The organism is Photobacterium damselae (assembly GCF_003026815.1).
GTDB classification, from domain to species: domain Bacteria; phylum Pseudomonadota; class Gammaproteobacteria; order Enterobacterales; family Vibrionaceae; genus Photobacterium; species Photobacterium damselae.
Genome location: NZ_PYOG01000038.1, coordinates 15,966 through 27,917 on the forward strand (window position 1 = coordinate 15,966; position 11,952 = coordinate 27,917).

15 protein-coding genes and 2 pseudogenes are annotated in these 11,952 nt (G+C 37.1%); 12 read left to right on the forward strand and 5 right to left on the reverse strand.

Going from position 1 to position 11,952, the window contains the following annotated elements; all coding sequences use genetic code 11:
- Positions 1 to 335 precede the first annotated feature (335 nt).
- A pseudogene (locus tag CTN07_RS20125) lies at positions 336 to 534 on the forward strand (IS110 family transposase); the annotation flags it as partial.
- A 32-nt stretch (positions 535 to 566) separates the two neighbouring features.
- Here the strand turns inward: CTN07_RS20125 and CTN07_RS20130 are convergent.
- Entirely contained in the window at positions 567 to 950 is a 384-nt protein-coding gene (locus tag CTN07_RS20130; protein WP_036766238.1) for a hypothetical protein, read from the reverse strand.
- Between the two features lie 695 nt (positions 951 to 1,645).
- Between CTN07_RS20130 and CTN07_RS20135 the strand changes: the two genes are divergently transcribed.
- The 10 genes and pseudogenes from CTN07_RS20135 to CTN07_RS20180 all read left to right on the forward strand — a co-directional run bounded on the left by CTN07_RS20135 (position 1,646) and on the right by CTN07_RS20180 (position 7,454).
- The gene (locus CTN07_RS20135) at positions 1,646 to 1,825 is read left to right on the forward strand and encodes a hypothetical protein (RefSeq protein WP_232282497.1); all 180 of its coding nucleotides are present in this window, start codon (positions 1,646 to 1,648) and stop codon (positions 1,823 to 1,825) included.
- Between the two features lie 174 nt (positions 1,826 to 1,999).
- Entirely contained in the window at positions 2,000 to 2,404 is a 405-nt protein-coding gene (locus CTN07_RS20140; protein ID WP_036766239.1) for a hypothetical protein, read from the forward strand.
- Position 2,405: 1 nt separating this feature from the next.
- Positions 2,406 to 2,636, forward strand: a complete 231-nt coding sequence (locus CTN07_RS20145; RefSeq protein WP_036766241.1) for a hypothetical protein — start codon at positions 2,406 to 2,408, stop codon at positions 2,634 to 2,636.
- Between the two features lie 835 nt (positions 2,637 to 3,471).
- Positions 3,472 to 4,260 (forward strand): hypothetical protein, encoded by a 789-nt coding sequence (locus CTN07_RS20150; RefSeq protein WP_005306888.1) that lies wholly within the window; start codon positions 3,472 to 3,474, stop codon positions 4,258 to 4,260.
- Positions 4,224 to 4,574, forward strand: a complete 351-nt coding sequence (locus CTN07_RS20155; RefSeq protein ID WP_232282498.1) for an STAS-like domain-containing protein — start codon at positions 4,224 to 4,226, stop codon at positions 4,572 to 4,574. The genes CTN07_RS20150 and CTN07_RS20155 overlap by 37 nt, the downstream gene beginning before the upstream one ends.
- A complete protein-coding gene (locus CTN07_RS20160) occupies positions 4,555 to 5,016 on the forward strand; it encodes a hypothetical protein (protein ID WP_036766244.1) in 462 nt (153 codons plus the stop codon). Before CTN07_RS20155 ends, CTN07_RS20160 begins: the two co-directional genes overlap by 20 nt.
- A 220-nt stretch (positions 5,017 to 5,236) precedes the next feature.
- Complete coding sequence (locus tag CTN07_RS20165) at positions 5,237 to 5,557, forward strand: type II toxin-antitoxin system RelE/ParE family toxin (RefSeq protein WP_036766247.1); 321 nt, start codon at positions 5,237 to 5,239, stop codon at positions 5,555 to 5,557.
- On the forward strand, positions 5,554 to 5,829 hold the full coding sequence (locus CTN07_RS20170; RefSeq protein WP_013404598.1) for a helix-turn-helix domain-containing protein: 276 nt from the start codon (positions 5,554 to 5,556) through the stop codon (positions 5,827 to 5,829). Before CTN07_RS20165 ends, CTN07_RS20170 begins: the two co-directional genes overlap by 4 nt.
- 162 nt (positions 5,830 to 5,991) lie before the next feature.
- Positions 5,992 to 6,288: a hypothetical protein gene (locus tag CTN07_RS20175; protein WP_036766250.1), complete on the forward strand. Its 297-nt coding sequence runs from the start codon at positions 5,992 to 5,994 to the stop codon at positions 6,286 to 6,288.
- 8 nt (positions 6,289 to 6,296) lie between these two features.
- Positions 6,297 to 7,454: pseudogene (locus CTN07_RS20180) on the forward strand (IS91 family transposase).
- 155 nt (positions 7,455 to 7,609) lie between these two features.
- On the opposite strand, the gene CTN07_RS20185 reads toward CTN07_RS20180, so the two are convergent.
- A complete protein-coding gene (locus tag CTN07_RS20185; RefSeq protein WP_005306894.1) occupies positions 7,610 to 8,206 on the reverse strand; it encodes a DJ-1/PfpI family protein in 597 nt (198 codons plus the stop codon).
- An 828-nt stretch (positions 8,207 to 9,034) separates the two neighbouring features.
- Here CTN07_RS20185 and CTN07_RS20195 point away from each other — a divergent pair.
- A complete protein-coding gene (locus tag CTN07_RS20195) occupies positions 9,035 to 10,246 on the forward strand; it encodes a putative manganese transporter (protein ID WP_107183748.1) in 1,212 nt (403 codons plus the stop codon).
- A gap of 53 nt (positions 10,247 to 10,299) precedes the next feature.
- Here the strand turns inward: CTN07_RS20195 and CTN07_RS20200 are convergent, their stop codons facing one another.
- From CTN07_RS20200 to CTN07_RS20210, 3 genes are all read right to left on the reverse strand, one after another.
- Positions 10,300 to 10,542 carry a glutaredoxin family protein gene (locus CTN07_RS20200; RefSeq protein ID WP_172460618.1) on the reverse strand — a complete coding sequence of 81 codons (243 nt, stop codon included), beginning with the start codon at positions 10,540 to 10,542 and terminating at the stop codon, positions 10,300 to 10,302.
- 15 nt (positions 10,543 to 10,557) lie between these two features.
- Positions 10,558 to 11,490 (reverse strand): ribonucleotide-diphosphate reductase subunit beta, encoded by a 933-nt coding sequence (locus CTN07_RS20205; protein WP_005306679.1) that lies wholly within the window; start codon positions 11,488 to 11,490, stop codon positions 10,558 to 10,560.
- Positions 11,491 to 11,542: 52 nt separating this feature from the next.
- Positions 11,543 to 11,952 (reverse strand): ribonucleotide reductase barrel domain-containing protein (locus tag CTN07_RS20210; protein WP_146154895.1); only part of this gene is annotated, 410 nt, incomplete at its 5' end.

Sequence of the window (11,952 nt, forward strand, 5' to 3'; positions counted from 1 at the left end):
GTGTCCTACAAAGGTTACTAATTTAGTAATAATCGCTGGATAAGCGATAAGCAACGGGAGAACCGTAGCCAGCCTTCGGCTGGATTCAGACATCACTTTTATTGCCTAATGCTCGCTAATTTAGTGAGCATTCTTATTTATGCACCGAGCATGGTGTCAACCTAAGAGGTGAAATTCTTCTACACGCCTTGTCGAGCGGGAAGCGTTAGCCTATGCAAGGGAGTCCATCGTGATGTGGAATCTGAAGGAAGTAAATGGCAAAACATAGCTTTGACGAACAGAAACCAGATAAACTTGGGTAACCTAGCAATAGATAGAACAATCCAAAGACTCGAATCAGTAATGTTCCTGAGTTAGGCTACATTACCAATAAACAAGCTGCATCTCTCATTGGCGTTGCCTCAATAACGAGATAAAGTGAGCCTTACAAAGGCAAGTGAGTAATTCAAGATGGAAGTTCGCAAGATAGTCGTGATTTTAAATACAATACTAAGAGATGGCGTCATGTGGGATGAGAACATAGCTAAAAATTAGTTATTGACGCCATAGTCGTTTGTTATAATTTATTACGACAACGCTATGAAGATTAAGTCCCCATACCCCCAAATGACTGTGCCAGAAATAGCCAATACTGCGGATAAATACTTTATGATTTGGATCTTCTTTAAATTGTGAGTTTGGAGGTAATCGCTCTTACGTATATCATCATAAGTTTTACCATTCTCACTGATAGGATTAGTAAGCCCTGCTAACTTGAACAACTTAAATTCAACCCATACGGCAAAAAGAACAGTAATTGAGCCACTACGCTGAAACCAAATTGCTGAGTTATCTTCAAGTTGGAAAATGCCAAACCACGCTAAAATTGGAAAAATAAAAGCAAGCAACAGAATAGGAACAGAGGTCAATAGCTCTCGTTTAACCTTCTTTTTTATTTCAACTAGCTCCACAGTCTCTCCCTAAAAATTATAACGCTTTTTATACGGTTTTTAGCCACCATTCAGATTCCTATCATGCAGCCTTTCCAACCACTGTTCAATTGATAATCAATAGGTTAATGAGAGAGCGGTGATTATTAGATTATAAACTGACGCATAATTTTCAAAAAGCTTACTTCGACACTTTCTCGGATAACTACAGGTAAGGCAAACGTACAGTCGCAGATTGCGAGTAAACTTTCGCGCAGAGAAGAAATGGGGCAAAAATCATTTAGAACTTTTACATGTAACACTATCATTGTACATATATTTAAAACACAATTTATGTGGGAAATTTAAAGGATTGATAAAAAGACTATTAAATGATGGTTTTTAATAGATATATCCTAACACACCATTTTTTTAAAGCTAAAACCTGTTAATTTCGAACAAACAATAACAAAAAACAATTAATTGTTATTAATGATTAAAACAACAAATTCAAATGCCACACCCTATCAACATATAGAAAACATGATCTTTTGAGACTTAAGATCGATTTTAGGCTGAAAAGGGAGCGGTCGATTTTGATAACAACTTATTCACAAAAAATGTGACCGGTTTTGAGGTAGAAAAGAGTGTATTTTGAGGACTAGTGTGGTGAAAATTAATTGGACAGTGTTTCGATGTGCAATATTGCACTTATATGTCATATGGAAGTTTTATTTATGAATGATTGGGAACATGTAAACTTTAGTCAAGATCATGAAATGAATTATCACTTGAGTCTAGTAGGTAAATCACAATCGAGTGATAATCGCCGCTATTTACGAGAAAATACTCAACGGACAGCGAAAGTGGGCTGGGGAAAACTGTTCTTACACATACGGAATTTAAACCGTTTGTGATTGCGGATAAGCCTTTTCTTGATTAATTAATTTATATGATGCCGCCATTCGTGGCGGTTTTTTTGTATATTGACGTTATATGATCTCAAATTACATACGTTACATATTGAAAAATAGGTATTATCGCCTTATAAAGTATAAGCGTATTATTGCTTATGGTGGAGGGGGGAAAAGATGCCTGAGTTTAAAATTCTAAACAATATCATCCATTACATGGAAGAAAACGGTGCGAATTATAAAGTTGTTTCAATTTCAATAGATGAAGAACTTGTTAATGAAATAAATAAGTTAGAAACAAATAAACTTACAATTGAACAAGTAAGAAAGGCTGCTGATAAATGCCTAGCACATGAGTGGTTGAAGCATACTTGCATGGGTGATAGGTATCGTCATTTACAGATAACGCCTAAAGGTATCGGTGCTGCTCGTTCAAAAACACGATTTGAAGAAATTAAGGCGTCCAGAGGTTTTTTAAAAAAACTTTCAGATAATATTGATGATCACAAAGGATTATTATTAGTTCTTGGTTTCTTGCTTGCTTTAGCGACATTTACTCTAAAATTTATGGGGAATAATTAATATGGAAGATAAAACTTTTACTGTAGAGCTAAAATGCCTTTTTTGTGATTGCGTTCTTGAAGGGGATACTGATAAAGAATTGTCATCTGGTGATATGATTGAATGTCAGAGTTGCCATGAGTTTAATGATTATGATGCAGTAATTGATGTTGCTTCTGAAGAGGGAAGAGCACTTGTTCTCGAGTATTCAAAAAAAGAAATAAAAAAAGCTTTAGGTAAGTTTTTCAAATAACTCATCTCTTCAGTACGCATAAAATCTGATTACGTTAAAAAATCGTCCTTTGAGGCGGTTTTTTGTATCTGGACGTTACCACATATCAGATCGCTTTAGATAGATTTTTTAAATAGCTAATATTTGATACCACTTGAATACTAGTAATTAGTTATTCATTCACCGTATACTTAATTCGATTAATATAAGTCAATACAGGTCATAATTCGGTCTAAATACCAATATCAATACCTATCTAGAATTAAATCAAGCTAACATCATGTTTTAATTGAAAAATATAATTTTACACAAGGAAAGGATATTAATTTTAAGATTTAAAAGATAGTATATTGATCTCATCGTATAGAATATCCATACAAAATCGATATAATGTATATCATCACAGAAAAACTAAGAACACAATAAGTTAGCAGATTATATTATTACTAATTTTATTTGAATTAAGAATAATTATACTGCCTAATCTGGCAGTATTGAAAAAATATAATTATTATTAACGAGTATATGAATGAAAAGAGTACCAAAGAAAAAATAGTATTTTTGGAAAAAGCTATCTATCAAAAAATTCACAAAAAAAATTAAGCGTAAACAAAGGAAAATACTAAAAACTAGTAATGGCAGCCGAAGTAAGTTAAATGAATATATTGCCGTAGCGCCAACATTTATCGATATTTATAAGCCTAAAAATCATACAGCCTTTATTCATTTCAAAAAAGATTTAGAGGTTAAGGCAAAACAAGCCTCAGATAAATTCAACACAAAACGGCATAAAAAAATATACTTAAGAATATGTTTTAGAAATACTACTCATATAACAGCAGCGGCAGGGTTATTAATGACCGCAACTGTCGACTATATTAAGGCAAAATACCCTAAACTTGAGTTTAAAGTAACTCGTCCACCAAACCAACGGATAGGGTTACAAATGGAAAATCGTAACCTTGTTGATAGTGTATTAGTTCACATTGGCTTTTATAAGCTAATAGGCCATGAACATATAAAGCGTAGGTGTGACGCTAAAAGTGTAACATGCTGGAGCTATGCTCACGGTGATAATGCAAGCGGAGAAATTGCAGCACAATTGATACAAAACCTAGGTAAATTTAAGATCAAAACGAATAAACTATATCGCAGTTGTTTTGAAGCGGTAGCAAACGCTTGTGAGCATGCGTACACAGATAAGGTAATGAGAGATAATCCTTTCATTTTGAAGCGATGGTGGTTCTTTGTTGGAGTCTTAAATGATAAAATAACGGTCATTATATGTGATCTAGGTCATGGTATACCAAAAACTTTAGAAGTTACCCAAGACGAAAACATACTTACAACCCTATGGAAAAAACTAAAATTACCATCTAAGCCTACAACGGATTGTACATTGATACACGCATCGACTATGGTAAAAGAAACAAGGACAAAAGAGATTTACAGAGGGAAAGGTGGCACTGACGTAAAAACTTTTGTGGATGAAACAGAACAAAGTTCATTGATGATTTTCTCCAACAAAGGAACTTACAAGTATGAAGGTCAAAACAGGCCATCGAAAGCGTATGATAACTCAACTTCGGTTGGAGGAACTATAATTCAATGGACAATACCTTATACAAATTCGGAAGAGAAATGATACTTTACATCAAAGATTTTACTAAATACCCAGGAGCACGTTATAAAAAACTGGGTCCTTCAAGTGGAGAGGAATATAGAGATGAAATCCTCCTTCCTCAAATCCAAAAGCATGGTGCAGATTTGGTGATTAATTTAGATGGTGTTTTCGGATATGGTTCATCATTTTTAGAAGAAATTTTTGGCGGATGTGTTAGAAAAGGCATCTCTGGCACTATAATGAAAGAGATAGTTAGCAAAATCATCAGTGATGATGATGATGACCTTGTGTTTGAAATTCAAGGATACGTAGAAGATGCCATCAGAGCTAGCTAGATGTACTTTTGAACTAGTAAAAGCATCTAGTAGTAATAACGTTCCAACAATAATAAGCCTTATTAGCCTCGCTATTACTGTCATTGGTTGGATTGTTGTTTATCGATTAGAATTATCGTCGAATAGAAAAGTAGAACGCAATAAATCTATCGATCAATTAGATGAATCTTTATTCAATTTAGGACAATTTGCATCAGAATTAGGTGATAAGCAATTTTGTAACTCTGATTATCAAAAAGCTTTAGCTATGTTCATGAAAATAAGAAACATATGCGATAGAATAAATCAACTAGATAAGACGACAGTTAATCCAAAAGAACAATTAAGAGAATTAAAAAAGTTAACAACTGATGATTTATTCTACAATGATAGAAATGCTGTCGTATCACAAATACTACGAGTTCAAATCGTATTATCTAAACATTACATAAAATCTATGTAACTAAATAACTTGAGGTCGCAATATGCGACCTTTGTTGTCTCTGGACGTTACAGTGTATCTGGACTGTAGGGCAGCATTCGTTATCTTTTGTTAAATACCGTCCATCGTGACGGTATTTTTGTATCTTGTTACTTATACCAATTTTAATCTATATTTTGACCTTAATAGGCCAGTAATGTTAAAGTAACCTATCATATATGATAGGCTTAGTAGTTATAGAATGGCTTGGAAAGTGGATTTTTACTCTGGTGTTGAAGATGAAATATTAGTAATGCCACCTAAAATTCAGGCTCGTATGATTAAGTTACTCGAATTAATTGAATTACATGGAGCAAATTTAGGCCCACTACATACAGACTCAATGGGAGATGGGCTTTTTGAAATAAGAGCTAAAGCTCAAGAAGGTATAGGTAGAGGGTTGTTTTGCTATTTAAAAGGACAGCATGTTTACGTATTAAGAGCTTTTGTGAAAAAGACGAATAAGACCCCAAAAAAAGAAATAGAACTTGCTAGAGAGCGAATGAAAGAGGTGAAGTTATGAGTTTATCTACATTAAAAAGAAAAGCATTACAGAATCCTGAAGTAAAAGAAGCTTATGACGATCTAAGTGTTGAATTTGAATTGATAAATTCTCTAATTTCAATGAGAGAAAAATCAGGCTTAACTCAAGATGAAGTTGCTGAAAAAATGGGAACAAAAGCCCCGAATATTTCGCGTTTAGAATCTGGACGATCAAATCCTAGTCTTAAAACTTTAGTGAGTTATGCTCAAGCATGTGGATTTAAGCTAAATCTTGGTTTTAAACATGCTTAATTTTTGGAACAGTAGCCAGCCTTCGGCTGGAGCCAGATATCTCAACCTGAAATAGAAAAGAGAGGTCTAGAGCCTCACTTTTACCCCTTAATGCTCGCTAATTTAGCGGGCATTCTTATTTTATATCAGTACAAATCATCATTACTGTATTGACTACATTCTATGAGTAACAAACCTAGAAAAAAGAAGAAGAAACCAACAAAGAAATGTCGTCCGGTTCAGGCTTCATCTGCTTTTGATAGCTATGAGCAATATGAGACCACCATGGATAATATCATTCAGTTGCTAAATGCTCAGTATGATATTGCTCCACCAAAAGATCACGACGAAGAAATTGCATTAATTTATCAATATCTTATTGATAAGTTTGGTGACACATCGACTACTGCATTCAAATTACATGAAGTATTAATCTCGCTTGCTCATATCGCAGAGCGAGATGGTGCAACGTCTTACTAATAGCTGACATGCACGTTCCTAGAGCCACCAAACTCATCTTTAATAAAGATGAGGCTTGGGAAAAATATCTCACGCATTGTGGTGATAGCATCACCACCAATCAAATAGAGTGTATAGAAAAATGCTCGCTTGCGGTACCAGCAAAGTGGGCAGTAAGCACTACGAATGTGAAAACCCTGCTTGTGAGCATCGCAAAGTCATCTATAACTCTTGTAAGAGTAAAGCTTGTAGTTCTTGTGGAGTCATGCTGACAGAAAAATGGATAGCGAAGCAGCTATCCATCTTACCCAAATGTGAATATCAACACATGACCTTAACGATGCCCGATAAGCTATGGCCCATATTTCGATCTTGAGTTTTGCAAAGAAACGGGGAATCGAGATTGGCCTATTCTGTGTAGTCCATACATTTGGTCGTCAACTTAATTGGAATGTCCATTTTCATCTATCAGTCACGCGTGGAGGCATAAATCACAAAACTAAGCGATGGGGAAATATCTACTTTAATGCCGCGATGGTAGAGCAGCATTGGAAGCAGCAAGTGGTCTCGTTCCTACGGGACCACTATCATAACTTGAATACTAAACATTATAACTATCAACATATTAGAGACTTTCGTGGATGGAGTTAGTTTCTCTCTAGTCAATACAGTCGAAAATGGCGCATTCACTTGGCCAAAAAGACAGAAGATGTCGGTCCAACAGTTAGATACCTAGGCCGCTATTTTAAGCGGCCGCCAATAGCGGCTTCTCGCCTACGTCATTATCAGGGCGGTGATGTTCACTTTGTCTACAAAGATCATAGAGATAATTGCTATAAGACATTGGTCCTTAGTCAAATAGAGATGATCGATCGGCTAGTCTCACACATCCCTGCAGAAAAGAATTTTAGAGCAATTAGGTATTATGGTTTTCTGTCAAACAGAAAACGGGGAGAAGCTTTACCGTTGGTTTATGACTTACTGGATCAGGAAGAGCCAGTAGAGCCAAAAACATTGAATTACGCACAAATGATGCACCACCTGGTAGGCATAGATCCGTACAAATGTATTCTGTGTGGTGGCCGCATGTGTTTTGTGAAGATGGAATGGGGCTGAAAGGGCATGAGTTAGTTGCTTTGAGAAAAGCAACAACACGTGAAAAACGGCGACTCCGTTACAGCCATTAGGGAAGATCTACCTTAAATCAGGGGAAACACCCAAAATAGTATAGAAAATACTCAAAAGTAACCTGTATTAGTAGGCTAAGTCATAAGAAAGACGGTTACTGATTGATTTTTAAGTATTGCTGTCAGAGTGGTTAGGAATTGAAATTCCTAACCGTCTAGACATCTGTCTTTTCGATAAACCCCATACCCTCTTTAATGTGCTTTAAGTTCGCTGTTGATGTAAGCATTTCCACAACTTTGAATGCAACATCCATTGCTGCTGAAGGGCTTCTTGAGGTAATAATGTTTTTATCAATAACGATAGGGGCTTGAATTACGTTTACACCCATTTCTTCCATTTGGGTTTGCCGCTTTTTACTTAAATGATAAGTCGTTCCATTGCGACCATTGAGAACACCGCTCTTTGCAATTGGTAATGCACCAACACAAACAGACGCTATTATTTTGCCTTTTGAATCAAAGTCTCGAATTAAAGAAAGTAACCTTTCATCATATGCGTCTTCATAAAAGCCTGATCGACTCATACCACCGGGGATAGCGAGAGCATCAAAATCATTAATATCTATTTCACTTAACTGATATTCGGGTTTAATCGTGAAATTCCAAGCGCATTTTACTTTTGGACGTAACCCAACAGTTATCAGCTCAATTGGCTCTATGCCATATGTTGTAGTCCAGCCAAAAGCATCGGTAAATACACTTGCTTCATATTCTTCCAATCCCTGACATAGAAAGAGAATTACCTTTTTCACTAAGTTTCCTTACAATACGCTAAGTTGTCCATTTTGACTCATACGATACGGTCACATACTAGCTTAATCACTAAAGCTAACGCATAGCCTAAATACGACACATTGCGAATCACTCTTAAACAGATAATTAAATTACCTACTCCAAGCGCGCATCATATTTAGCTTCCCAACAAAAAAACAATTGCAGTTGCAACCATCAGCTTGTGAGGCTGATTGGGAATTAAGCTAACGGTGCCAACAAAAATCCCTATCACCCCCAACCATATGCCTAATCTGACTGTTACTTGAGGGTGTGCAGTATATGCTTTAATTCGATCGCAAAGACACCATTGTGTCACAAAACTAATTTGAAGGTCCTGCTTGCTTTGAATCTTATCGATTCCAAGCTTTTCTCTATACCACGCATTCATCAAAACCACATTTGATGAGCTCAATATTTTTTATTCGTTTGGGATGAAATACTATCTCTATACTTCTTTTCAAAGTTACGATCTATAGACAGAGCCTCGCATACAACAGATTTAGGGGTTTGAAGTCCAACGGAACGGTTCTGTACGCTAATGTGGTTAACTGCATGATATATATAAATATTTTAGACGGCAAAAATAAGGGCTTACCGTACACTTTCGTTCCGCTAAACCTCGCCCCCTAAAATGAAAAAATGATAGTATACATTTTATCATTTTGTTTAATCCGCTATTACAACGTCACATCACCATCTATCCACTTTCCATTTATTCAAGCAAATTTACATAAATCATTTGATAATAGTTATCATTTGCATTTATTCTTTAAACAATCTTAGCTTTTCTTTATGGAAATTATGTAATGGACACATCAATACAAAAGCTGTCTAAATTAGCGCAACAACAAAGTTGGCAATTAACAAATAAACGTTTAATTCTACCAGTCATTATTCTTGTATTACTTATATCTACTTCATCATTACGAGAATTAACCATTCAAGTACTGGCTGACGGTTTTTGGCAAGTCGCCGCCTATGTTGCAGCAACCCTTGCTGTCTATGAGTTTATTTCAACAAAACTAAAACATAGGGAATCCCCAATAACCAAACTAATAGAGCATTCAGTGATAGGACAAATCGTTTTTTCAGCTCTAATGGGGGCATTACCTGGCTGTGGGGGGGCTATTATCGTGATGACCCAATACGTGAATGGTAAGTTACCTTTTGCAGCAGTGGTAACTGTATTAACAGCAACAATGGGAGATGCCGCTTTTCTTTTATTAGCAACCAAGCCTTCTGTCGGGTTATTCGTAATCATGATAAGTACGGTGGTCGCAATATTATCAGGGTTAGTTATTTATAAAGTTCATGGAGTTCATTTCTTAAAACGGGTTCAACATGTCAATGAATTCGTTGAAATAAAAAACTGTTGTTGCCAATCTTCATCGCAAGACACAACACCAATACTGATAAAGTTACAAAGCAAATTCTGGCAATGGATACTCATACCTGCGATCACTATTGCTTTGTTAGGTTCATTTCAAATTGATACAAACCATTTATTCAATCTTCCAGCAAATACGATCGAAATAGTTGGCGCGGTTGCCGCTATCATTACAATATTTCTGTGGGCTTTGAGCCGCGAGGTGTCAGATTACCAGTCAATGGTCTCTGAAGACCCTAAAAAACCTAATGACAAAGCATTTAATCGAATTGCTCTTGATACAAATTTTGTTTTAAGTTGGGTCATTGGTGCATTTCTTGCTTTTGAGCTTATGCTCTACTGGACTCAAATCGACTTAAATCAACTATTCAACCATTGGGGTATTTTGTTACCTTTAATTGGCATTGCTATCGGACTACTACCTGGATGTGGTCCACAAATCATAGTAACAAGCATGTTTCTAGCAGGAACAATCCCCCTATCAGCTCAGTTGGGCAATGCCATTAGTAATGATGGTGATGCTTTATTTCCAGCCATCGCCTTAGCACCAAAGGCGGCATTAATTGCGACACTTTATTCCTCGATCCCAGCACTACTTACTGCATATACATATTTTTATCTATTTGAATAACTGAGAAAAAGAAACTAACAACGAATAGTAGCCAGCCTTCGGCTGGCTACTATTCAGAACGCGGCGTTTTGCTCAAAATCTAGTACCGACTTTAGGCGACCAAAATCACCAATCGGTTCACCATCGAGAATGAATTGAGGATAGCTTCTTGCCATTGGAAATAATTTGAACAAAGTTTCTCGGTCAAACTCGACATCCAACTTGAGCGTTACCACGTTAATGCCCTGATTCTGTAACCATATTGCAGCTATTTCGCATTGAGAGCATTGCTCCTTGCTGTACATTTCTATTTTCATAGCTATTCTTTACCGTTAGAAATCTGCATCAAAACTCAATTGGCGATCTTGAGGTCGTTTGTACTCAGTAACGCGTTTTTCGAAGAAGTTAGTTTTTCCTTCCATATCTAGTAAGCGCATATAATCGAATGGATTTTTAGCGTAAAAGATCGGATCGAAGCCGAATAAACCAGCGATAACATCAGCAGTGTGCTCAATGTATTGGCACATCAGCTCAGCATTCATACCAATCAAGTCCACAGGTAAGGCTTCTGTTACGAACTCTTTCTCAATTGAAACTGCTTCTCTGCAAATCTCTTCAAACTCTTGTTGCGTCACCTTACCTTGACCTAAGGTTTTAAATAGCAGCGCAGAGAAGCTAAAGTGCAATCCTTCGTCACGAGCAATCAAGTCATTGCTTGCCGCCAAGCCTGCCAGCAAACTACGCTTACGGAAGTAGTAAATGGCACAGAAGCTGCCAGCGAAGAACAAGCCTTCCACCAAGCCAAAGGCGATCAAACGCATTGTCAATGGTTTATCGGAAGAGATCCACTTCATTACCCACTCTGCTTTACGCTTCACGGTCGGGACGTTTTCAATCGCATTGAACAAGCGTTCACGCTCTTCCACCGCAGGAATGTAAGTTTCTAGTTGCAGTGCGTAGGTCTCTGCGTGAATGACCTCATTAAATGCCTGCAAAGCAAGGAAGCAGCGCGCTTCTGCGATTTCAATTTCACCATAGAACCGAGTCAATAAGTTCTCGTTGATCATCCCTTCACTCTGAGCAAAGAAAGCCAACACATGTCGAATGAAGTGCTTTTCGCCTTCGGTCAGCTTGGCAAGATCGGCAAGATCTTGAGCAAAATCGAGTTCTTCTGTAGTCCAGAAAGCCGCTTCGTGAGTTTTGTACGCTTGCCAAATCTCTTCGTATTGAATGGGGAACAAGCTAAATTTGTTTTTAACAATCATACCGCTTCCTTACTTTCGGTTGATGCGAATCTTTTTAATTGACGAGATAGGTTTATGCACCGCAGTTTAGGCAATCTTCATCTTCACTTTGCTGACCAACGGTCACTTTCACCGCATTCGTCGATGGCTTGGAGCGCAAATAGTACATGCCGGTTTTCAGACCACGTTTCCACGCGTAGAAGTGCATCGCATTGATTTGGGCGAACGTTGGTGATGCGAGCCATAAGTTGAGGCTTTGCGATTGGCAAACAAACGGGGCTCGAGCTGCCGACATATCAATGATCACTTTCTGAGAGATTTCCCACACTGTTCGATACACGGATTGAAGATCGTCTGGAATGGCATCGATACCTTGTACTGAACCGTTATTGAGAATAATGGCATCACGAATTTTGCTCGTCCAAAGACCGCGCTGCTCCAGATCGCTTACCAGATATTTGTTAATGATGATGAACTCACCCG

What these genes read in the sequence shown, in the direction of transcription:
- CTN07_RS20135 (WP_232282497.1), top strand. Translation starts at nt 1,646, where the DNA reads ATGAATGATTGGGAACATGTAAACTTTAGTCAAGATCATGAAATGAAT.
- CTN07_RS20140 (WP_036766239.1), top strand. Translation starts at nt 2,000, where the DNA reads ATGCCTGAGTTTAAAATTCTAAACAATATCATCCATTACATGGAAGAA.
- CTN07_RS20145 (WP_036766241.1), top strand. Translation starts at nt 2,406, where the DNA reads ATGGAAGATAAAACTTTTACTGTAGAGCTAAAATGCCTTTTTTGTGAT.
- CTN07_RS20150 (WP_005306888.1), top strand. Translation starts at nt 3,472, where the DNA reads ATGACCGCAACTGTCGACTATATTAAGGCAAAATACCCTAAACTTGAG.
- CTN07_RS20155 (WP_232282498.1), top strand. Translation starts at nt 4,224, where the DNA reads ATGGACAATACCTTATACAAATTCGGAAGAGAAATGATACTTTACATC.
- CTN07_RS20160 (WP_036766244.1), top strand. Translation starts at nt 4,555, where the DNA reads ATGCCATCAGAGCTAGCTAGATGTACTTTTGAACTAGTAAAAGCATCT.
- CTN07_RS20165 (WP_036766247.1), top strand. Translation starts at nt 5,237, where the DNA reads ATGGCTTGGAAAGTGGATTTTTACTCTGGTGTTGAAGATGAAATATTA.
- CTN07_RS20170 (WP_013404598.1), top strand. Translation starts at nt 5,554, where the DNA reads ATGAGTTTATCTACATTAAAAAGAAAAGCATTACAGAATCCTGAAGTA.
- CTN07_RS20175 (WP_036766250.1), top strand. Translation starts at nt 5,992, where the DNA reads ATGAGTAACAAACCTAGAAAAAAGAAGAAGAAACCAACAAAGAAATGT.
- CTN07_RS20195 (WP_107183748.1), top strand. Translation starts at nt 9,035, where the DNA reads ATGGACACATCAATACAAAAGCTGTCTAAATTAGCGCAACAACAAAGT.
- CTN07_RS20200 (WP_172460618.1), bottom strand. Translation starts at nt 10,542, where the DNA reads ATGAAAATAGAAATGTACAGCAAGGAGCAATGCTCTCAATGCGAAATA.
- CTN07_RS20205 (WP_005306679.1), bottom strand. Translation starts at nt 11,490, where the DNA reads ATGATTGTTAAAAACAAATTTAGCTTGTTCCCCATTCAATACGAAGAG.